20 protein-coding genes are annotated in these 19,130 nt (G+C 67.4%); 12 read left to right on the top strand and 8 right to left on the bottom strand.

The features are described 5' to 3' along the window. Window positions 1–72: 72 nt before the first annotated feature. The 3 genes from BN3385_RS25245 to nrdF all read left to right on the top strand — a co-directional run bounded on the left by BN3385_RS25245 (window position 73) and on the right by nrdF (window position 3,667). Window positions 73–810, top strand: coding sequence for a TetR/AcrR family transcriptional regulator (locus BN3385_RS25245; RefSeq protein ID WP_059022409.1), 738 nt, complete (start codon window positions 73–75; stop codon window positions 808–810). A 169-nt stretch (window positions 811–979) separates the two neighbouring features. After that, on the top strand, window positions 980–2,530 hold the full coding sequence (locus tag BN3385_RS25240) for a flavin-containing monooxygenase (protein WP_059021036.1): 1,551 nt from the start codon (window positions 980–982) through the stop codon (window positions 2,528–2,530). A 162-nt stretch (window positions 2,531–2,692) separates the two neighbouring features. After that, window positions 2,693–3,667 carry a class 1b ribonucleoside-diphosphate reductase subunit beta gene (gene nrdF / locus BN3385_RS25235; RefSeq protein ID WP_059021034.1) on the top strand — a complete coding sequence of 325 codons (975 nt, stop codon included), beginning with the start codon at window positions 2,693–2,695 and terminating at the stop codon, window positions 3,665–3,667. A gap of 10 nt (window positions 3,668–3,677) precedes the next feature. Here the strand turns inward: nrdF and BN3385_RS25230 are convergent, their stop codons facing one another. From BN3385_RS25230 to BN3385_RS25215, 4 genes are all read right to left on the bottom strand, one after another. Then, a complete protein-coding gene (locus BN3385_RS25230) occupies window positions 3,678–4,547 on the bottom strand; it encodes an ABC transporter permease (RefSeq protein ID WP_059021032.1) in 870 nt (289 codons plus the stop codon). Between the two features lie 119 nt (window positions 4,548–4,666). Then, window positions 4,667–5,473, bottom strand: coding sequence for a hypothetical protein (locus BN3385_RS25225; protein WP_059021030.1), 807 nt, complete (start codon window positions 5,471–5,473; stop codon window positions 4,667–4,669). A 68-nt stretch (window positions 5,474–5,541) separates the two neighbouring features. Then, complete coding sequence (locus BN3385_RS25220) at window positions 5,542–6,345, bottom strand: hypothetical protein (protein WP_059021028.1); 804 nt, start codon at window positions 6,343–6,345, stop codon at window positions 5,542–5,544. A gap of 55 nt (window positions 6,346–6,400) precedes the next feature. Then, window positions 6,401–6,979 carry a TetR/AcrR family transcriptional regulator gene (locus tag BN3385_RS25215; RefSeq protein ID WP_059021025.1) on the bottom strand — a complete coding sequence of 193 codons (579 nt, stop codon included), beginning with the start codon at window positions 6,977–6,979 and terminating at the stop codon, window positions 6,401–6,403. 149 nt (window positions 6,980–7,128) lie between these two features. On the opposite strand from BN3385_RS25215, the gene BN3385_RS25210 reads away from it, so the two are divergent. Beyond that, a complete protein-coding gene (locus tag BN3385_RS25210) occupies window positions 7,129–8,067 on the top strand; it encodes an oxygenase MpaB family protein (RefSeq protein ID WP_059021023.1) in 939 nt (312 codons plus the stop codon). A gap of 88 nt (window positions 8,068–8,155) precedes the next feature. Beyond that, a complete protein-coding gene (locus BN3385_RS25205) occupies window positions 8,156–8,488 on the top strand; it encodes a DUF3349 domain-containing protein (protein ID WP_059022408.1) in 333 nt (110 codons plus the stop codon). Here BN3385_RS25205 and BN3385_RS25200 read toward each other — a convergent pair. The 3 genes from BN3385_RS25200 to BN3385_RS25190 form a co-directional block, all read right to left on the bottom strand. Beyond that, a complete protein-coding gene (locus BN3385_RS25200) occupies window positions 8,485–9,537 on the bottom strand; it encodes an NAD(P)-dependent alcohol dehydrogenase (RefSeq protein WP_059021021.1) in 1,053 nt (350 codons plus the stop codon). The genes BN3385_RS25205 and BN3385_RS25200 overlap by 4 nt on opposite strands. Window positions 9,538–9,661: 124 nt before the next feature. Then, the gene (locus tag BN3385_RS25195) at window positions 9,662–9,937 is read right to left on the bottom strand and encodes a YciI family protein (protein WP_059021019.1); all 276 of its coding nucleotides are present in this window, start codon (window positions 9,935–9,937) and stop codon (window positions 9,662–9,664) included. 94 nt (window positions 9,938–10,031) lie between these two features. Continuing rightward, on the bottom strand, window positions 10,032–11,096 hold the full coding sequence (locus tag BN3385_RS25190; RefSeq protein WP_059022407.1) for an iron-siderophore ABC transporter substrate-binding protein: 1,065 nt from the start codon (window positions 11,094–11,096) through the stop codon (window positions 10,032–10,034). 203 nt (window positions 11,097–11,299) lie between these two features. Here BN3385_RS25190 and ctaD point away from each other — a divergent pair, with 203 nt between their 5' ends. Together ctaD and serB are read left to right on the top strand one after the other, a co-directional pair. Next, a complete protein-coding gene (gene ctaD / locus BN3385_RS25185; RefSeq protein ID WP_059021017.1) occupies window positions 11,300–13,042 on the top strand; it encodes an aa3-type cytochrome oxidase subunit I in 1,743 nt (580 codons plus the stop codon). 24 nt (window positions 13,043–13,066) lie between these two features. Continuing rightward, window positions 13,067–14,299: a phosphoserine phosphatase SerB gene (serB, locus tag BN3385_RS25180; protein WP_059021015.1), complete on the top strand. Its 1,233-nt coding sequence runs from the start codon at window positions 13,067–13,069 to the stop codon at window positions 14,297–14,299. A 34-nt stretch (window positions 14,300–14,333) separates the two neighbouring features. On the opposite strand, the gene yczR is transcribed toward serB, so the two are convergent. Then, the gene (yczR, locus tag BN3385_RS25175) at window positions 14,334–15,830 is read right to left on the bottom strand and encodes a MocR-like transcription factor YczR (RefSeq protein ID WP_059021013.1); all 1,497 of its coding nucleotides are present in this window, start codon (window positions 15,828–15,830) and stop codon (window positions 14,334–14,336) included. A 65-nt stretch (window positions 15,831–15,895) separates the two neighbouring features. Between yczR and BN3385_RS28405 the strand changes: the two genes are divergently transcribed. The 5 genes from BN3385_RS28405 to BN3385_RS25155 are packed head-to-tail and all read left to right on the top strand — an operon-like array spanning window position 15,896 to window position 19,130. Continuing rightward, complete coding sequence (locus BN3385_RS28405) at window positions 15,896–16,063, top strand: hypothetical protein (RefSeq protein ID WP_156432878.1); 168 nt, start codon at window positions 15,896–15,898, stop codon at window positions 16,061–16,063. Next, on the top strand, window positions 16,060–16,779 hold the full coding sequence (gene yczE, locus BN3385_RS25170) for a membrane protein YczE (protein ID WP_059021011.1): 720 nt from the start codon (window positions 16,060–16,062) through the stop codon (window positions 16,777–16,779). The genes BN3385_RS28405 and yczE overlap by 4 nt, the downstream gene beginning before the upstream one ends. Next, a complete protein-coding gene (locus tag BN3385_RS25165) occupies window positions 16,776–17,441 on the top strand; it encodes a nucleoside/nucleotide kinase family protein (protein ID WP_059021010.1) in 666 nt (221 codons plus the stop codon). The genes yczE and BN3385_RS25165 overlap by 4 nt, the downstream gene beginning before the upstream one ends. A gap of 13 nt (window positions 17,442–17,454) precedes the next feature. Continuing rightward, complete coding sequence (locus BN3385_RS25160) at window positions 17,455–18,309, top strand: ABC transporter ATP-binding protein (protein ID WP_059021008.1); 855 nt, start codon at window positions 17,455–17,457, stop codon at window positions 18,307–18,309. Then, window positions 18,306–19,130, top strand: coding sequence for an NUDIX hydrolase (locus BN3385_RS25155; RefSeq protein WP_059021006.1), 825 nt, complete (start codon window positions 18,306–18,308; stop codon window positions 19,128–19,130). Before BN3385_RS25160 ends, BN3385_RS25155 begins: the two co-directional genes overlap by 4 nt.

The raw sequence follows: 19,130 nt of genomic DNA, 5'->3' as shown, positions 1-19,130 counted from the left end.
AGTGCGGACGAAATGGTGACCTCGCAAACAGTCTGTCCTGGTCAGCCAATACCTGCGGGTACAGTGCATGACGTGCGCAGAGTGACACGATCGCGGCCGGGGGGCGATTCGGGCAAAGTCGACGCACGGAGCGAACGGTGGCGTGAGCACCGTAAGAAGGTGCGCGCGGAGATCGTCGACGCCTCGTTCCGGGCCATCGACAAGCGCGGCCCCGAGGTCAGCCTGCGTGAGATCGCCGAGGAAGCCGGCACCGCCAAGCCCAAGATCTACCGGCACTTCACCGATAAGTCCGACCTGTTCGCCGCGATCGGCGCCCGGCTGCGCGACATGCTCTGGGCGGCGATCTTCCCGAACGTCAACTTCGCCACCGATCCGGTGCGCGAGGTGGTGCATCGCAGCGTCGCCGAGTACGTCAACCTGGTCGACCAGCACCCCAACGTGCTGCGGTTCATGCTTCAGGGCCGCTTTCCGGAGCAGTCCGAGTCGACGGTGCGGGCGCTGAACGAGGGCCGCGAGATCACCATGGGCATCGCCGAGATGTTCAACCACGAGCTGCGCGAAATGGAGCTCGACCCCGCGGCCCTGCAGCTGGCCGCCTCGGCCACGTTCGGTTCGGCCTCCGCGGCCACCGACTGGTGGTTGGGCCCCGAACCGTCGAGCCCGCGCCGGATGCCGTCGGAAGACTTCGTCAAGCACCTGACGACGATCATGCTGGGCACCATCAACGGCACGGCCGAACTGCTCGGTATCGACCTCGACCAGAACCGGCCCATCCGCGACGCGATGCCGCGACGCGCCGCCGTGAGCTGACGGCCCCGGATTTCAGGCCTTAAGTCCCTTTAGCCGATACCGGCGGTATTGGGTACTTTTGTGGCATGACCGTCGCGATGCCGCGACGCGCCGCCGTGAGCTGACGGCCCCGGATTTCAGGCCTTAAGTCCCTTTAGCCGATACCGGCGGTATTGGGTACTTTGGTGGCATGACCGTCGCCGAATCGCAGGCCCCCGCCGAGTCCACCACGGCACCGGTGCACACCCGTGCCCTCGTCATCGGCACCGGGTTCTCCGGGCTGGGCATGGGCATCGAACTGCAACGCCGGGGTGTCGACTTCCTGATCCTGGAGAAAGCCGACGCGATCGGCGGCACCTGGCGGGACAACACCTACCCGGGTTGCGCCTGCGACATCCCGGCCCACCTCTATTCGTTCTCCTTCGAACCCAAGGCGGACTGGAGCCACATGTGGTCGTTCCAGCCCGAGATCCTGGACTACCTCGAAGGCGTCACCGATAAGTACGGGCTTCGCCGCTACATCCGCTTCGGTGCGCACGTGGAGCGCGCGCACTGGGATGACGCCGAGTACCGCTGGCACGTCTTCACCAAGGACGGGCAGGAGTACGTCGCGCAGTTCCTCATCTCAGGCGCCGGGGCGCTGCACATCCCGTCGATCCCCGACATCGAGGGTCTCGACGAATTCGGCGGGGCCGCCTTCCACTCCGCGCAGTGGGATCACAGTGTCGACCTGACCGGTAAGCGGGTCGCCGTCGTCGGCACCGGGGCCAGCGCCATCCAGATCGTGCCGCAGATCGTCGATCAGGTCGGCCAGTTGCAGCTCTATCAGCGCACCCCGGCCTGGGTGCTGCCGCGCAGCAACGACGCGATCCCGGCCCGGCTGCGGGAGGCCTTCGCCACCGTGCCCGGTACCCGCGCGGCCCTGCGCACCGGCATCTACTGGTTCCAGGAGGCGCTGGGTTTCGCGATGACCAAGCGCCCTGAGCTGCTCACCCTGGGCGAGCTGGCCGGCAAGTGGAACATCCGCCGTCAGGTCCGCGACCCCGAGCTGCGTCGCAGGCTTACGCCGACCTACCGGGTGGGCTGCAAGCGGGTGTTGTTCTCCGACAAGTACTTCCGGGCCATCGACCAGCCGAAGTCCGAACTGGTGACCGACCGGATCGCCCGCATCACGCCGCACGGCATCGTCACCGCCGACGGCGTCGAGCGCGAGGTCGACGTGATCGTGTTCGCCACCGGCTTCCACGTCACCGACTCCTACACCTATGTCGACGTCAAGGGGCCGGGCGGCGAGGACCTGGTGGACCGATGGAGCCGGGAGGGTGTGCAGGCCCACCGCGGAATCGCGGTGGCCGATATGCCGAACCTGTTCTTCCTGCTGGGGCCCAACACCGGGCTGGGCCACAACTCGGTGGTGTTCATGATCGAGTCCCAGATCGGCTACGTCGGGCAGGCGATCGAGGCCGTCGACAAGGCCGGAGCTCTGGCGCTGGCGCCGACGCGGACCGCCCAGGACGCGTTCAACGCCGAACTGCATGAGGCGCTGGAGCGCTCGGTCTGGAACACCGGCGGGTGCAGCAGCTGGTATCTGGACGAGCACGGCAAGAACCGCACGCTGTGGAGCGGGATGACGTGGCAGTACTGGCTGGCGACGCGTTCGCTGAAACGCTCGGAGTACCGGTTCTCCGGGGTGGGCCGGCGCCGGCGGCGCGGGTTGCTGAGGCGGGTCGCGCGCCGCTGAGGCAACACGACACGCCGAGCGGGTTCGACGCGCCCGGCCGACCTGTGTGTTCGAGATCGGTAAAACACAACTTGTTGTGTTGCGGCGTGTTGTCGGACCCCAGGGGTAGTGTTTGGTCGTCAGCCGGAAACGGGCAATACATCGTGGTGAAGTGGGGTTTCGGTGAGCGATGGGACGAAGCTGATCGACCGGGCGACGGCGATCAACTGGAACCGTGTCATTGACGAGAAGGACGCGGAGGTCTGGGACCGGCTGACCGGCAATTTCTGGTTGCCCGAGAAGGTGCCGCTGTCCAACGACATGCCCTCGTGGAACACCCTGACCGATGCCGAGAAGCAGCTGACCATGCGGGTGTTCACCGGCCTGACGCTGCTCGACACCATCCAGAGCACGGTCGGCTCGGTCAGCATGATCCCCGATGCGCTGACACCCCACGAAGAAGCCGTGCTGACCAACATCACCTTCATGGAGTCGGTGCACGCCAAGAGCTACAGCTCGATCTTCTCCACACTGTGCTCGACTGCCGAGATCGACGAGGCCTTCCGCTGGTCGGAGGAGAACGTCAACCTGCAGCGCAAGGCGCAGATCATCCTCGACTACTACCGCGGCGACGATCCGCTCAAGCGCAAGATCGCCTCGGTGTTCCTGGAGGCCTTCCTCTTCTACTCCGGCTTCTACCTGCCGATGTACTGGTCGAGCCGGGCCAAGCTGACCAACACCGCCGACCTGATCCGGCTGATCATCCGCGACGAGGCCGTGCACGCCTACTACATCGGCTACAAGTTCCAGAAGGGCTACGCGACGCAGAGCGACGAGCGTAAGCAGGACCTCAAGGACTACGCCTACGAGCTGCTGTTCGCCTTGTACGAGAACGAGATTGAGTACACCCAGGATCTCTACGACGCGGTCGGTCTGACCGAGGACGTCAAGAAGTACCTGCGCTACAACGCCAACAAGGCGCTGATGAACATGGGCTTCGAGGCGCTCTTCCCCAAGGACGAGACCGAGGTGAACCCCGCCATCCTGTCGGCGCTGTCGCCCAACGCCGATGAGAACCACGACTTCTTCTCGGGTTCGGGGTCGAGCTACGTGATCGGCAAGGCCGTCGTCACCGAAGACGAGGACTGGGACTTCTGATCCGGGCGGGTTACCCCGCCAGATTGAATCCGCCGCCACGGCCATAAATGGCCAGCGAGACGAGCAGCGTCACCGATACGACGACGACCAGTGAGGTGCGGACGGCGTCGCCGGTGGCGACGCCGACACCTGACGGTCCACCCGAGGCGAAGAAGCCAAAGTAGGTGTGGATCAACAGGATTGCCAACGCCATCAGGATGGCTTGGGTGAAGGACCACAGCAGGTCGATCGGGTTGAGGAACGTCGAGAAGTAGTGGTCGTACAGGCCTGCCGACTGCCCGAGCAGCGCGACGGTGGTGTAGCGGCTGGCCAGAAACGACAGGATGACGGCGACCGCGTACAGCGGTGCGATGGCCGTCATCCCGGCAGCGATCCGGGTGCTCACCAGAAAGGCGATCGGCCGAATCGACATGGCCTCGAGGGCGTCGATCTCTTCGCTGACGCGCATTGCCCCGAGTTGGGCGGTGACCCCGGCGCCGAAGGTGGCGGCCAGCCCGATCCCGGCGACCACCGGCGCGGAGATCCGCACGTTGATGAACGCCGCGAGGAAGCCGGTAAGCGCTTCGATGCCGATGTTGCCCAGCGAGCTGTAGCCCTGCACGGCCAGGGTGCCGCCGGTGGCCACGGTGAGGAACCCGACCACCACCAGCGTCCCGCCGATCATCGCCAGAACGCCGGCGCCCATGCTGATCTCGGCGATCAGGCGGACGATCTCAGCGCGGTACCAGCGCACCGCGTAGGGGATACCTCCGATGGCCCGGCCGTAGAAGAGCGCTTGGTCGCCGATGCGGCTGAGCACCGCCCCCGGCCGCTCAAGGGCGCGGATGACACCGGGGAAGACGGCGCGATACGTCACGGGCGGTCGCCCGGCGCGGCGCATCGTTGACGTCGTCGTCCCACATAGCTCAAGGTCCTCGCTCGGGGAAACACTCTCTAGGGCCGTTCGTCCCAGGTGATCGCGCCGAAGTGCTTCTCCCGGCGGGGACCGCGGCGCGCCCGTCAGCCCTGCTCGCCGTCGCGGGCCCGCTGGATCTGGTGCTTGATCTCCCGGTAGGCCTCGACGCGCGCCATCACCGCCTCCGCTGCCGAGCTCACCGGGGAGACACTCGGCGCCGCCTCAATGCCGTACAGCATGGCGCCGAGTTCGGCATGTAGTTCGGCGCGCTGCTCAGCGGTCTTGGCATCCCGGCGTTCATCCTCCAGCGATTGGTCGATGGCCTGTGCCTCGGTGGCGCACTTGGCGATGAGGTCGACCCGTTGCATGGCCGGAGCTTCCAGGCCGGAGGCCGTCGCGTTGGCCTCGGTGAGAATCCTGCGGTCATCGGCGCTGGGCTTGTCCAGCGCGGACAGCTCGGCAGCGACTTTTCGCAGGGCGTAGGCCTTTTCGAAGCCCTCGGTGATGCGCTTGATGTCCGGCGCGAAATCCACCTCACCCAGCCACCCGTCGCGGGCGGCCTCCGAGGCCTTGATCTGCTTCACCGCACCGAGAGTCGCTTCGACCACCCGAGCGTTTTGCGCGCCCAGCGTGTCGATGCGGTGCTGCTGGATTCTGCGGGCCTTCTGGGCGCGTTCACGCTTGGCGGCGGCGGCCTGCGCGGCCTTCTCCTGGCGTTCGCGTTCCTCCTCGGCCGCCCGGTGCTGGTCGTAGGCTTCGGCGCCCTTGACGGCCACCACGATCAGGACGACCACGGCAAGGAAGATGCCCACGCCGATCCAGACCTCTTTGGGCACCGCGGCGATGAGGAAGATGACGAAGAACACCGTGCCGCCTGCACCTTTGGCGCACCCGTCGTTGTTGCTGGCCACCCTGTCTGCCCTTCCGGCTGTTGTTGGCGACAGGTTAAGTGGGGGTACCGACAGGTTCGTTGTGCTGCTTACGGGCAGGCGTCGGTCAGCGGGTTCGGGTTCACCGCCAGAACCCGGGTGGTGCCGCCGACCAGCCACTGCGCACCGGGATTGTTCAAGGCCGCCTGGTACGCCGCGGTGGCGGCATCGCCGGTGAGGTAGCCGCAGGCCTGCGATCGGCTCTGCGTGCTCGGCCTCAGGAACGACGCCGGTGGCGGTCCGGGCCACGCCGTGGTCGCGGTATCCGACGACCCGGTCTCTACTTCATAGACGACGACGCGGTTCGGCGGGTAGGGGTAGGCGGGCCCGACGCCGGTCAGGGTCGTCGCCTCGTTGACCACGTCGCGCAGGGCAGCCCGTGCCTTCTGCTGGGCCGCGCTCACGTCCTTGTCGAAGCTCGGATAGAACGCGTACACGCTCGCGGTGGTGGGCGCACCGCTGCCGTGCACCATCACGGCGGTGGAGTCCATGTCGGTGACCGGAGGCTGGCCGAAGTCGGTGTCGGAGTTGACGATTCCGCGTTCGGAGACCCATGACACGAAGGATGCGATGGCAGCCGGATCGACCTGGTTGAGGGTGTAGCGCACCGGCACCACGGCGCCGGCGGGATCCCGGACTACCGACAGGACCCGGCCGTCGCCGTAGATGATCAACGACGGCGATTCCAGGGCGTAGACGACCGGCGGCACGAAACCACCGCCCGTACTCACCGTGAACACAACCTGATTCGCCGGTAGTGGCCCTGCGGCCGAGGCCGGTGCGAACGGCACGAGTCCGACGAAGACGAGCGGAATCACGACGGCGCCCAGGATGCGCAGCAACGGCCGGCTCATCAGGGCAGCGTAGGCGGATATCGGTGCGCTCGACCGCGGTTTGGCCGCCTCCTCTTCACGGCCCGTCGAGTCGCTGTCCGCCGGCGAGCAGTCCGGTCGAGGCGAACTTCAGTCCGTTGCGCAGTTCGTCGAGTGAGATCGGGTCATCGGCCTCGATGTAGCGCATGGTGGTCGCGATCGCCATGTTGATGAACAGCCACGCCAAGGCGTTGGGGGACAACTCATGTCGGTACTGGTCGCGGTAGTGGCTCATGTGCAGGGTGGACATCGCCAACATGGTCGCGGGCAGTCCGGAGATGCTCTCGTAGGTTCGCACATGTTCGGGCCGTTCGGCCAGGTAGCGGATCAGCCGTCGGTTGGCGATGGTGTAGTCGATGAGCATGTCGATGGCCGAGGCCATCGCCGTCTCGGGCCGGTCCATGGTGATCGTGCGCAGCATGTTCTCGACGGCGGGTGCTTCCTGCGCGGCGATCAGTTCCACTGCGGCGTTGACGATCTGGTCCTTGTTGGCGAAGTACTGGTAGATCGAGCCCTTGCTGACGTCGGCGGTCTCGGCAATCAGGTTGGTGGTGACGTGCTCGGGCTCCATCGTCCGCAGCAGAGTGGCCGTCGCCCGCACGATTTTTGCGACCATCTCACGAGAGCGTGCCTGCTGCGGTGGCTTACGTCCGCTTGAACTGGGCTTTTCTGACGGCAACACGCCTCCTTACGCGACTTGAACGCGACCGAATGGTCAGATTAGCCTGCTCTGTCAACAGCCCAGAGCAGGAGGTGGCCGAGGCAATGACCGCAGGTGCGCAGATCGACGTTCCCCTCCAGGATGGCGCGGACGAGCCGCTGGAACTGGTGCCGATGGACTCGCTGACCGGCGAGCACACCGGCCGGTGGACCTTCCTGATCCTCGACGGCGCGGCGTTCATGATGCAGGCGATGCACCCGGTGATCGCCGAGATCACCGGCCGCTATTCGGCTGCCTTCCATGGGGATCCGGGGGGACGGGCGATCCGCTCCGTCGACTCGGTGCTGCGCTGGATCTACGGCGGGGCTGAAGCGTCCAAGGAAGGTGACCGGGTGCGCGCGATGCATAGGCCGATCACCATGAAGAGCCCGAGCAGTGGCAAGCAGATCAGTGCGCTGAATGTCGAGGCGTACCAATGGGTTATCGCCACCGCCTACATCATCAACTCGCAAGCCGGCCCACTGTTGATCGGCCGGGAGTTCACCGACGTTGAGAAAGAGGAACTGCTGCGCGACAACCTGAGGATCGCCCGCATCGTGCATGTGCCGATGAAGGGCTACCCGCAGAACCATGCGGAGTTCGTCGACTACTTCGAGTCGATGATCGACACCCTGCAGGGCACCCCCCAAGCTCGCCAGCTCATCGAGGAGTTGCAGACCGGCAAGGTCGACCTGCCGCCCACCGTTCCGGCGCTGCTGCGGCCGCTGATCCGGCGCGCCCTGCTGCCGCTGCTGCGGCTCAACTACCTCTCGATCGTGGGACTGCTGGATCCCCGGCTGCGCGACAAGCTCGGTGTCAGCTGGAGTGAACGCGAACAGCGCCAACTGACCAGGCGCTACACCGCGATTCGGATCGCCTACCGCGTGCTGCCGGACCGGTTGACGTACTTCCCGCTGGCCTACCACGCACGCAAGCACCACCAGTGCATCCAGAAGATGACCCAGCGCCAGCAGAAGTCGTTCGCCTACCACCTGCCCACGTAAAACCTCAGCCGGTGAACGGACGGTGAATCACCACCGAACTGTGCGGCCGGTGCTGGCGCGCTGGGTCACCGGCGACGACACTGTCAGCGTGACCTCGCCCTCGCTCGTCCAGAAGGTGCTGAACTGGCTGCGCGCCGGCTACCCCAGCGGTGTCCCCGGCCCGGACCGGGTGCCCCTGCTCGCCCTGCTCCGTAACACCCCGCTGACCGAGGAGCAGGTTAAGGAAGTGGTCCGCTCGATCGCCGAAGCCGAAGCTAACGCACCGGCCGGCCACAAGATCGACCACGATGAGATCGCGACGTTCATCGAAGGGGTGGCCCACCACGACGCCGGCCCGGAGAACATCCAGCGGGTCGCCGCAAAGTTGGCGGCCGCCGGTTGGCCCCTGGCCGGCGTCGAGCTCGGCGATACCGAGAGTTAGCTTTCCCGCAGGGGCGCCGTGTCGATCACGAAGCGGTACCGCACGTCGCTGGCGACCACGCGCTCAAACGCCTCGTTGATGTAGTCCGGCTCGATCACTTCGATCTCGGGCGTGACATCGTGCTCAGCGCAGAAGTCCAGCATCTCCTGCGTTTCGCCGATGCTGCCGATCGCCGAGCCCGACAGGTTGCGCCGCATCCCGACAACCGCGAAAGACGGAACCACGAGCGGGTTTTCGGGCAGGCCGAGCTCGACGAACGTGCCGTCGAGATCCAGCAAGCCCAGGAACCGGCGCAAGTCGAGATCGGCCGACACCGTGTTGAGGATCAGGTCGAACGAATTGCGCAGCTTCTTGAAGGTGTCGGGGTCCCCGGTCGCGTAGTAGTTGTCCGCGCCCAGGCGCAGGCCGTCTTCCATCTTCTTCAGCGACTGCGAGAGCACGGTCACCTCGGCGCCCATCGCCTTGGCGAGCTTGACGCCCATATGGCCCAGGCCGCCGAGGCCCACCACCGCAATTCGCTTGCCGGGCCCGGCATTCCAGTGCCGCAGCGGTGAGTAGGTGGTGATGCCGGCGCACAGCAGCGGTGCGGCGGCGTCCAGGGCGAGACCGTCAGGGATGCGCAGCACATAGTTCTCGTCGACGACGATGCTGGAGCTGTAGCCGCCGTAGGTGGGCAGGCCGTCCTTGCCGATGGCGTTGTAGGTGCCGACGTTGCCGCCGCCGGTGCAGTACTGCTCCAGACCGGCCTTGCAGTTCTTGCACTCCCGGCAGGAGTCGACGAAACAGCCCACGCCCACGCGGTCGCCGACCTTGAACTTGGTGACTTCGGGGCCGACTTCGGTGACCACACCGGCGATCTCATGGCCGGGCACCACGGGGTAGCGCGGCTGGCCCCATTCGGCGCGCACGGTGTGAATGTCGGAGTGGCAGATGCCGGCGAAGTGGATGTCGAACTGGACGTCATGTGCGCCGATGTCCCGGCGGGTGATGGTCGTCTTGGTCAGCGGCTCGGTGGCCGATGTTGCTGCATAAGCGGTAACTGTGCTCATCGTGTCCTCGCGTCGTCATGTCAAATCAGCACTGATCGATTTCAGCGTCATTAGGCGGTCCGCGACAATGCGGCCGCTATCAGCAACCAAGGCGGACGGGCGGATTAATCCCATCCCAGCGGATTCACAGCCCGGCTGCGCGAACCCCGCCGTTGAACGATAACCGCTGATAGCTGGCTACGCCTGCCAGTGTGTAGGGGTCGCGGTCGATGATGCTCTGGGCAGCTTCGGTGCTGATGTCCCCGGTGATCAGCACACCGCCGCTGCCGTCCTCGAGACGCCCAGCAAGGAGAAGCCGGCCGGCCTCCACCTCGTCGTTGAGGAAGGCCAGATGCGCAGGCCGGGTCTGGTCGACTTCGTCGAGTGGCTTCTCGTAGGCGATCGTCAGCACGTGGAACACGACTCGAACGTTACCCGGGGACCGTCGAGTTTCACGTTTTGCCCCGCTTCACTCGCACTTGTCCTGCGAAACGTGAAATTCGGCGGCAGGGGGGCTAGTTGATCGGGGCGTTGAGCCAACGCAGATCGTCGATGATGCCGCGCGCGGCCACCAGACCCTGACCGGTCTGCCAGATTTCGTTGTTCACCACGAACACCCGGTTGTCGCGGTTGGCCGACAGCTTGCGCCATGCCGCGCTCTCGAGCACCGCGGGTGCGCGATCCTTGGCCGCCGGTGAGGCGAACGACAGGTAGACGATGTCACCGTCGGCCGCCGACAGGTCGGGGGAGCGGTCCAGGTCAGCGTCAGTGATCCCGACCTCGACGTAGGGCTTATCGGTAAACCGTTGCGCGGCAGGGCGATCCACGCCGACATCGGCCAGCACGCTGGCCGGGAAGTTGTCCGCGCCCCATACCCGCATCGTGGTGTCGGTGAACTGGATGATGGAGGCCTGGAAGTGCGGGGCGTCATTGGCGGCGCCGGCCTGCCGGGCCCGGTCGGCGAAACCGGCCAGCAGGTCGCCGGTGGCGTCGTAGCGGCCCGTCGCCGCGCCCACGATGCGCAGGTTGTCCTGCCACCGGGCGCCGGGGGCGTCGGTGAACACCGTCGGGGCGATCGCCGCCAGCTGCGGGTAGGCCTGCGGTGTCAGCCCCGCTGAGCCCAGGATCAGGTCCGGTTTGGCCGCCGCGATGGCCGCGAAGTCCGGTGCACTGCGGGTCCCCGCGCCGGGCACGTCGTGAATGACGGTCCCGAGATAGGACGGCTGGCCGGTGGCCCCGTCGGGCAATGCCGCCGCCACAATCCGGGACTGCAACCCCAGCGCGCACAGCGCGTCGAGTTCGTCGCCGGCCAGCACCACGATGCGCTGCGGGTCGGGGACCACCTCGGTCTCGCCGGCGGCGTGGCGCACCGGCGGCGGGGGAGCAGGGTCCAGGCGGGCCGGCTCGGGGGCGCAGGATTCATCGGGCCTGCGCTGGTTGCCCAGCACGCCGGCGCTGGCGATCTTGGTGGTGCTGGTGACCACGCTGCGGGTGGCCTCCGCGGACGGCGCCTCCGACGACCCGGAGCAGCCGCTGGTGATGGTCATGACGGCGGCCGAAAGGACCGCCGCAGCCGACATCACCGCACCCGGGGGAAGACCGCGCAACCGCACGCCGCCGACCGTAACACCCGGCCGCAAACCTGCCGCTGAGCTGCGGGCGGCGTGGTCGTGACGGTATTACGACGCAATGTAGGACCCACCCTCCGTTGCGGCCCGGGTGGGTCTAGGATCAACACCAGGTTCTCGGGGTGCTAACCGGGTTCGGATTTTTTGGAGGACTGTTGACTGCCGTTGTGCCTTCGCAGGGAGAACTCGAGGCCAAGCGTGCTTTTCCGGCGCGTACGGGCCCCAAGGGCAACCTGATCTACAAGCTGCTCACCACCACCGATCACAAGCTGATCGGCATCATGTACTGCGTCGTCTGCTTCGCCTTCTTCTTCATGGGCGGCTTGATGGCGCTGTTCATCCGGGCCGAGTTGGCGGTTCCGGGTCTGCAGTTCCTGTCGAACGAGCAGTACAACCAGCTGTTCACCATGCACGGCACGGCGATGCTGCTGTTCTACGCCACCCCGATCGTGTTCGGGTTCGCCAACCTCGTGCTGCCGCTGCAGATCGGCGCCCCCGACGTCGCGTTCCCGCGACTGAACGCACTGTCGTTCTGGCTGTTCCTGTTCGGCGCGCTGATCGCCATGGCCGGCTTCATCACCCCCGGCGGTGCCGCCGACTTCGGCTGGACCGCCTACACCCCGCTCTCGGATGCGGTGCACTCCCCGGGTGCCGGCGGTGACCTGTGGGTGCTCGGCCTGGCCGTCGGTGGTCTGGGCACCATCCTCGGTGCGGTCAACATGATCACCACCGTGGTCTGCATGCGCTGCCCCGGCATGACGATGTTCCGGATGCCGATCTTCACCTGGAACATCTTCGTCACGTCGATCCTGGTGCTGGTCGCCTTCCCGCTGCTGACCGCCGCGCTGTTCGGCCTGGCCGCCGACCGTCACCTCGGCGCGCACATCTACGACCCGGCCAACGGCGGCACGATGCTCTATCAGCATCTGTTCTGGTTCTTCGGGCACCCCGAGGTCTACATCATCGCGCTGCCGTTCTTCGGCATCGTCTCGGAGATCTTCCCGGTGTTCTCCCGCAAGCCGATCTTCGGCTACACCACCCTGATCTACGCGACCATCGCCATCGCCGCGCTGTCGGTGGCGGTGTGGGCGCACCACATGTACGTCACCGGAGCGGTGCTGCTGCCGTTCTTCTCGTTCATGACGTTCCTGATCGCGGTCCCGACGGGCATCAAGTTCTTCAACTGGATCGGCACGATGTGGAAGGGCCGGTTGACGTTCGAGACGCCGATGCTGTTCTCCATCGGCTTCCTGGTGACCTTCCTGCTCGGTGGCCTGTCCGGCGTCCTGCTGGCCAGCCCGCCGCTGGACTTCCACGTCAGCGACAGCTACTTCGTGGTGGCGCACTTCCACTACGTGCTGTTCGGCACCATCGTGTTCGCCACCTACGCCGGCATCTACTTCTGGTTCCCGAAGATGACCGGACGCCTGCTCGACGAGCGGCTGGGCAAGCTGCACTTCTGGCTGACCTTCATCGGCTTCCACACCACCTTCCTGGTGCAGCACTGGGTCGGTGACGAGGGCATGCCGCGCCGCTACGCCGACTACCTGCCGTCCGACGGCTTCGAGACGCTGAACATCGTCTCGACCATCGGTGCGTTCATCCTTGGCATCTCGGTGCTGCCGTTCGCCTGGAACGTCTTCAAGAGCTGGCGGTACGGCGAGGTCGTCACGGTCGACGATCCGTGGGGCTACGGCAACTCGCTGGAGTGGGCGACCTCCTGCCCGCCTCCGCGGCACAACTTCACCGAGCTGCCCCGGATTCGTTCGGAGCGGCCTGCCTTCGAGCTGCATTACCCGCATATGGTGGAGCGGATGCGCGCTGAGGCGCACATCGGCCGTGCCCACGGTCCCTCTGATGGCGACGTGACGCGGCTGGACGAGAACGTCCGCAGCTAGAACGGAAGGTAGCGCGCCCCAGGTATGACCAAACACAAGGTGTCGGTGCTGATCACCGTCACCGGTGTCGATCAGCCCGGGGTTACCTCGGCGCTGTTTGAGGTGCTCGCCCAGCACGAGGTTGAGCTCCTCAACGTCGAGCAGGTGGTGATCCGAGGCCGATTGACGCTGGGCGTCCTGGTCTCGGGCTCACCTGATGTGGCCGCCGGCGAGAAGCTGCGCAGCGATGTCACCGAGGCAATCCACCGCGTCGGCCTCGATGTCAGCATCGAGCCCAGCGACGACGTCCCGGTCATCGGCGAGCCCTCGACCCACACCATCGTGGTCCTCGGCAGGCCGATCACGGCCGCGGCGTTCGGGGTGGTGGCCCGGGAGGCTGCCGCGCTGGGCGTCAACATCGACTTCATCCGCGGGGTGTCGGACTATCCGGTGACCGGCCTGGAACTGCGGGTGTCGGTGCCGCGGGGTGTGAGCGGCGAACTGCGCACTGTGCTGGCCCGGGTGGCCGCCGAGCAGGGTGTCGACATCGCGGTGGAGAACTACAGCCTGGAGCGTCGGGCCAAGCGCCTCATCGTCTTCGACGTCGACTCCACCCTGATTCAGGGTGAGGTCATCGAGATGCTCGCCGAGCGGGCCGGTGCCGGTGAAAAGGTCGCCGAGATCACCGAGGCGGCGATGCGCGGCGAACTGGACTTCGCCGATTCCCTGCACGCCCGGGTGGCCACCCTGGCTGGTCTGCCGGCGTCGGTGCTCGACGATGTCGCCGAACAGCTGGAGCTCACCGCTGGTGCGCGCACCACCATTCGGACCCTGCGCCGCTTGGGTTTTCACTGCGGTGTGGTCTCCGGCGGGTTCCGTCAGGTGATCGAGCCGCTGGCGCATGAGCTGATGCTGGACTTCGTGGCCGCCAACGAACTGGAGATCGTCGACGGCACGCTCACCGGCCGGGTGATCGGGCAGGTCATCGACCGCGCGGGCAAGGCCAAGGCATTGCGTGATTTCGCGCAGGCGGTGGGTGTTCCGATGGAGCAGACCGTGGCTGTCGGTGACGGCGCCAACGACATCGACATGCTGGCCGCGGCCGGTCTCGGCGTGGCATTCAACGCCAAACCCGCCCTGCGCGAGGTGGCCGACACCTCGCTGAGCCATCCCTATCTGGACACCGTGCTGTTCATCCTCGGGATCACTCGCGCGGAGATCGAGGCGGCCGACGCCGTCGACGGCGTACTGCGCCGGGTCGAGATTCCGCCCGAATAGACGCGCCGAGATTCGGCGGGCGGACTGAGCGCCGTTACACCACCACGGCCGACGGGTCCGGGGTGGCCGACCCGGTCACGCTGCGCCAGGCCCGGCTCAGCAGCGTGACGGCCTCGGTCAGGTGCTCTTCGGGCAGGGTGAACGGAATCCGGACGAAACGCTCCAGGGTGCCGTCGACGCCGAACCGCGGGCCCGGCGGCAGTTCCACACCGAGCCGGGACGCCGAGGCGCACAACGCCGAACTGACCGGCGCCGGCAGCCTTACCCACAGCGACATCCCACCACCGCCGGGCAGCGGCCGCCACTCCGGCAGGTGTTCATCGAGCAGGCGCAGCAGTAGATCGCGGCGGGCCCGCAGGATGTCCCTGCGCTCGGGCAGCGTGTCAGCGGCCCGCTCGGTGAGAAGGTATGCGGCAGCGAGCTGTTCGATCACCGAGGTGCCCAGGTCGATGGACGGCCGGATCGCCCGGATGGTCGCCAGCGTGCTCGGTTCGGCCCGGATCCAGCCGATGCGCAGCCCGGCCCAGAACGATTTGGACAGCGAGCCGACCGTGATGACCAGATCGGTGCGTGACCGCATCGACGCGGCCAGTGGAGCCGGCACCGGTTCGTCGAGCCAGACGTCGGTCATGGTCTCGTCGATGATGGTGCGGGTCCGGGTCTCAGAAATGATGTCCGCCAACCGCTTTCGGTCGGCGGCTGGCATCGATAATCCGGTTGGGTTGTGGTTGTCGGGCACCAGGTAGGCCAGTGTCGGGGCAAGCTGGCGGACGGCGGCGTGCAGGGCGTCGAGTTCCCAGCCGTCCGGGGACAGCGCCACCGGCACCGGGCGGGCGCCCGCGGTCGAGATCGCGCCCAGGGCACCGTGATAGGTCGGCTGCTCGACGAGCACCCGGTCACCGGGCTGGGCGTAGGTGGTCAGGATCAGCGCAATGGCGTGCTGGGCGCCGTTGGTCACCATGATCTGATCGGGATCGGTGGGAAGCCCACGGGCGCAATACCGTTCGGCGATCGCCGAGCGCAGGGCCAGCACACCGCGCAGATCGTGGCCGGTCTGCTGCAGATAGCTGGCCGCCTGCTGGGTGGCCTCGTGAAAGGCCTCCTGCACGGCGCTGGCCGGAGCGGCCAGCGCTGCGACGGCGAGGTTCACGGTCGGCGCCGATTCGGCGGGGACGGCCACCGGGGCGTGCGGCAGGGCGACGGTGGCCCTGGCGCCGCGGCGGGCGTGCAGATAGGCGTGCGGCAGGGCGACGGTGGCCCTGGCGCCGCGGCGGGCGTGCAGATAGCCGGTGTCACGCAGGTCGGTGTAGGCCGCGGTGACCGTGGTGCGGGAGACCCGCAGCGCGTCGGCCAGGGCGCGCTCGCTGGGCAGCCGGGAGCCGACCGGCAGCCGGCCGTCGACGATCAGCATGCGCAGCCCGTCGCCGAGGGCCTGGTAGCTGGGCCCGCTGCGACTGGATGTGCGCCAATTGCCCAATTCGCGGGCCAAGAGGTCCGGATCGAGCGCCCGAGCGGCCATAGATGTCGTCATTTCAAGGCCAGTATTGGCTAACTGGCTATTGATTGGCAAGCCAGTCGCGCAGAACCATGGTGGACATGAGTACGTGGTTTTCGCGGGTGGCCGAGCGGTTGGCGGCCCTGATCGACCCGCACGCCGGACCGTGGAACGCCCCATCGCACGATTGGAATGACGTTGACGCCGACGTTCGCCGTCAACGCGCCGACCTCGACGCGATCCGGGTGCGGTTCGCCGATCATCGATGACGGCGACGATCCGCGCCGCGGCCCTGCTGATCGGACTGTGCTGCTACGGCTTCTCGATGGCGATGATGGTCCGTGCCGGTCTGGGCCTGGACCCGTGGGACGTCTTCCATCAGGGCCTGTCCCTGCACACGCCGATGACCATCGGGACGGCCTCGGCCGTGGTGGGTGTCGTCGTCCTGCTGGCCTGGATCCCGCTGCGCAACCGGCCCGGCATCGGGACGGTGGCCAACGTGATCGTCATCGCGATCACCGTCGACGCCGGTCTGGCGGTGTTGTCGGCACCGCAGTCCCTGCCGGCCCGGGTGGCCCTGATGCTCGGCGCGGTGCTGCTCAACGCCGTGGCCACCGTGCTGTACGTCGGGGCCGGTCTGGGGCCGGGCCCGCGGGACGGCCTGATGACGGGACTGGTTGTGCGGACCGGGCTTTCGGTGCGCCTGGTGCGCACGGGTATCGAGGCCACCGTGCTGAGCCTGGGCTGGCTGCTGGGCGGCAGCGTCGGGGTGGGCACGGTCATCTATGCGTTCGGCATCGGGCCGCTGGTGCAACTGGTGCTGCGGCTGGTTCCGCGGCGGCTGCTGGCGGTCAGCGGGTGGGCCGCGGTGGACTCAGCCCAGCGCGGCGTCGATGCGGCGGGGGTCGACAATGTCCTTGGTGACACCGTGGGCCGGGCCCATGATGGGGCCGCGAGGAGTCGGAGGGAGAAAGCCGCGGGATGACCGGTGCTGGCGTGCTGGACCGGCTGGCCGATGACGCCATCGCCCTCGCCAACGCGGCACCGCGCGCCATCCTGGGCATCGCCGGCAGCCCCGGAGCCGGGAAATCCACCCTCGTCGAGGAGCTGCTGACCAGGATCGAACACCGGCAGGGCGCGGGCTGGGTCGCGCATGTGCCGATGGACGGCTTTCACCTCGCCGACGCGCAACTGCGCCGGCTCGGGCGGCTGGACCGCAAGGGCGCACCGGACACCTTCGACGCGCTGGGATACGCCCATCTGCTCGAACGGGTTCGCACCGAGACCGAGTCCGAGGTCTACGCACCCGGCTTCGACCGGGTGCTCGAACAGCCGCTGGCCGCCGCACTGGTGGTGGAACCCTCGGCCCGGCTCGTGGTCACCGAGGGCAACTACCTCCTGCTCGAGCAGCCGGTGTGGGCGCGGCCCAGACGGGCCATGGACCGGGTCTGGTTCGTCACGGCCGATCAGACCGTGCGGACCAGCCGACTGGTGGCGCGCCACGTCGAGTTCGGCAAGAGCCCGCAGGCCGCGCGGGACTGGGTCGAGGGCGTCGACGAACGCAACGCGCAACTGGTGGCGCAGACCGCCGCCGTGGCCGACCGGGTGATCCTCAATGGCGCACACGGCTGGTCGATATCGGCGTGACTACGATGAGCGGGTGCCAGTCGACAGGGCAGACGCCGAGGTAGAAGACACCGATCCCGACCTGCTGATCGACTTCCGGAAGGTTTCGCTGCGCCGCGGCGGGCGCACCCTGGTCGGGCCGGTGACCTGGCAGGTCGAACTCGACGAACGCTGGGTGGTGATCGGACCCAACGGCGCCGGTAAGACCTCACTGCTGCGCATCTCCGCGGCCATGGAGCATCCGTCCTCGGGCACCGCCTATGTGCTCGGCGAGCGGCTCGGCCGCGTCGACATGTCGGAGCTGCGCCAGCGAGTCGGCCTGAGCAGCTCCGCGCTGTCCCAGCGGGTGCCCGACGACGAGGTGGTGCGCGATCTGGTGGTCTCGGCCGGCTACGCGGTGCTGGGTCGCTGGCGGGAGACCTACGAAGACGTCGACTACGCCCAGGCCGTGGACATGCTGGAAAGCGTTGGCGCCGAGCACCTGGTCGAGCGGACCTACGGCACCCTGTCCGAGGGGGAGCGCAAGCGGGTGCTGATCGCCCGGTCGCTGATGACCGACCCGGAACTGCTGCTGCTCGATGAGCCTGCGGCCGGCCTGGATCTGGGTGGGCGCGAGGAACTGGTGGCCCGGCTGGCCGATCTGGCCGCCGACCCGGACTCACCGGCCATGGTGCTGGTGACCCACCATGTCGAGGAGATCCCGCCCGGGTTCAGCCACTGCCTGATCCTGTCCGAGGGGCAGGTGGTGGCGGCCGGTCTGTTGCATGACACGCTGACCGCCGAGAACCTGTCGACGGCGTTCGGGCAATCCATCGCCCTGGACACCATCGACGGCCGGTACTTCGCGCGGCGGGTGCGCACCCGCGCGGCGCACAGGAGGCGTGCATGACCGACAAACCCGAACCGCTGCCGGTACGGCCGGCGGCGACGGTGATGCTGATCCAGGACACCCCGCAGGGCGGTGTCGAGGTCTTTCTCATGCGCCGCCACCGCGGCATGGAGTTCGCCGGCGGGGTCATGGTGTTCCCGGGCGGCGGCGTCGACGACCGCGACCGCAACTCTGACATCGCCTGGTACGGCCCGGGCCCGGACTGGTGGGCCGAACGGTTCGGTATCGAGGAGGACCTGGCCGAGGCGCTGGTGTGTGCGGCGGCGCGGGAGACCTTCGAGGAGTCCGGAGTGTTGTTCGCCGGACCGGCTGATGACCCCGACGGCATCGTCGCCGACGCCTCGATCTACCACCACGCCCGCGCTGCACTGGTGGACCGCAGCCTGTCGTTCTCCGATTTCCTGCGCGGGGAGCACCTCGTGCTGCGGGCCGACCTGCTGCGGCCGTGGGCGAACTGGGTGACCCCCGAAGAGGAGCGGACCCGCCGCTACGACACCTACTTCTTCGTCGGTGCCCTGCCGCAGGGTCAGCGGGCTGACGGGCAGAACACCGAATCCGACCACGCGGCGTGGACCAGCCCGCAGGCCGCGATCGAGGACTTCGCCGAGGGCCGCTCGTTCCTGCTGCCCCCGACCTGGACCCAGCTGGACTCGCTGGCCGGGCGCACCGTCGACGAGGTGCTGGCCCTGGAGCGCCAGATCGTGGTCGTTCAGCCGAATCTCGCTGTGCGCGAAGGTAACTGGGAGATCGAATTCTTCAACAGTGACCGCTACAACGCGGCACGCAACCGTCGGGCCCCCCAGGGCTACGGCGGGGAGTGA

The organism is Mycobacterium sp. M26 (genome assembly GCF_001494595.1).
GTDB lineage: Bacteria > Actinomycetota > Actinomycetes > Mycobacteriales > Mycobacteriaceae > Mycobacterium.
The sequence above is the reverse complement of the archived record's forward strand: the minus strand, read 5'-3'. Positions and strand labels throughout refer to the sequence as shown.

Excerpts from the sequence above, each read along its gene's own strand:
- BN3385_RS25240 (WP_059021036.1), top strand. The coding sequence starts at position 980 with ATGACCGTCGCCGAATCGCAGGCCCCCGCCGAGTCCACCACGGCACCG.
- BN3385_RS25230 (WP_059021032.1), bottom strand. The coding sequence starts at position 4,547 with ATGCGCCGCGCCGGGCGACCGCCCGTGACGTATCGCGCCGTCTTCCCC.
- BN3385_RS25220 (WP_059021028.1), bottom strand. The coding sequence starts at position 6,345 with ATGAGCCGGCCGTTGCTGCGCATCCTGGGCGCCGTCGTGATTCCGCTC.
- BN3385_RS25215 (WP_059021025.1), bottom strand. The coding sequence starts at position 6,979 with ATGGTCGCAAAAATCGTGCGGGCGACGGCCACTCTGCTGCGGACGATG.
- BN3385_RS25210 (WP_059021023.1), top strand. The coding sequence starts at position 7,129 with ATGACCGCAGGTGCGCAGATCGACGTTCCCCTCCAGGATGGCGCGGAC.
- BN3385_RS25200 (WP_059021021.1), bottom strand. The coding sequence starts at position 9,537 with ATGAGCACAGTTACCGCTTATGCAGCAACATCGGCCACCGAGCCGCTG.
- BN3385_RS25190 (WP_059022407.1), bottom strand. The coding sequence starts at position 11,096 with ATGTCGGCTGCGGCGGTCCTTTCGGCCGCCGTCATGACCATCACCAGC.
- serB (WP_059021015.1), top strand. The coding sequence starts at position 13,067 with ATGACCAAACACAAGGTGTCGGTGCTGATCACCGTCACCGGTGTCGAT.
- yczR (WP_059021013.1), bottom strand. The coding sequence starts at position 15,830 with ATGACGACATCTATGGCCGCTCGGGCGCTCGATCCGGACCTCTTGGCC.
- BN3385_RS28405 (WP_156432878.1), top strand. The coding sequence starts at position 15,896 with ATGAGTACGTGGTTTTCGCGGGTGGCCGAGCGGTTGGCGGCCCTGATC.
- yczE (WP_059021011.1), top strand. The coding sequence starts at position 16,060 with ATGACGGCGACGATCCGCGCCGCGGCCCTGCTGATCGGACTGTGCTGC.
- BN3385_RS25165 (WP_059021010.1), top strand. The coding sequence starts at position 16,776 with ATGACCGGTGCTGGCGTGCTGGACCGGCTGGCCGATGACGCCATCGCC.
- BN3385_RS25155 (WP_059021006.1), top strand. The coding sequence starts at position 18,306 with ATGACCGACAAACCCGAACCGCTGCCGGTACGGCCGGCGGCGACGGTG.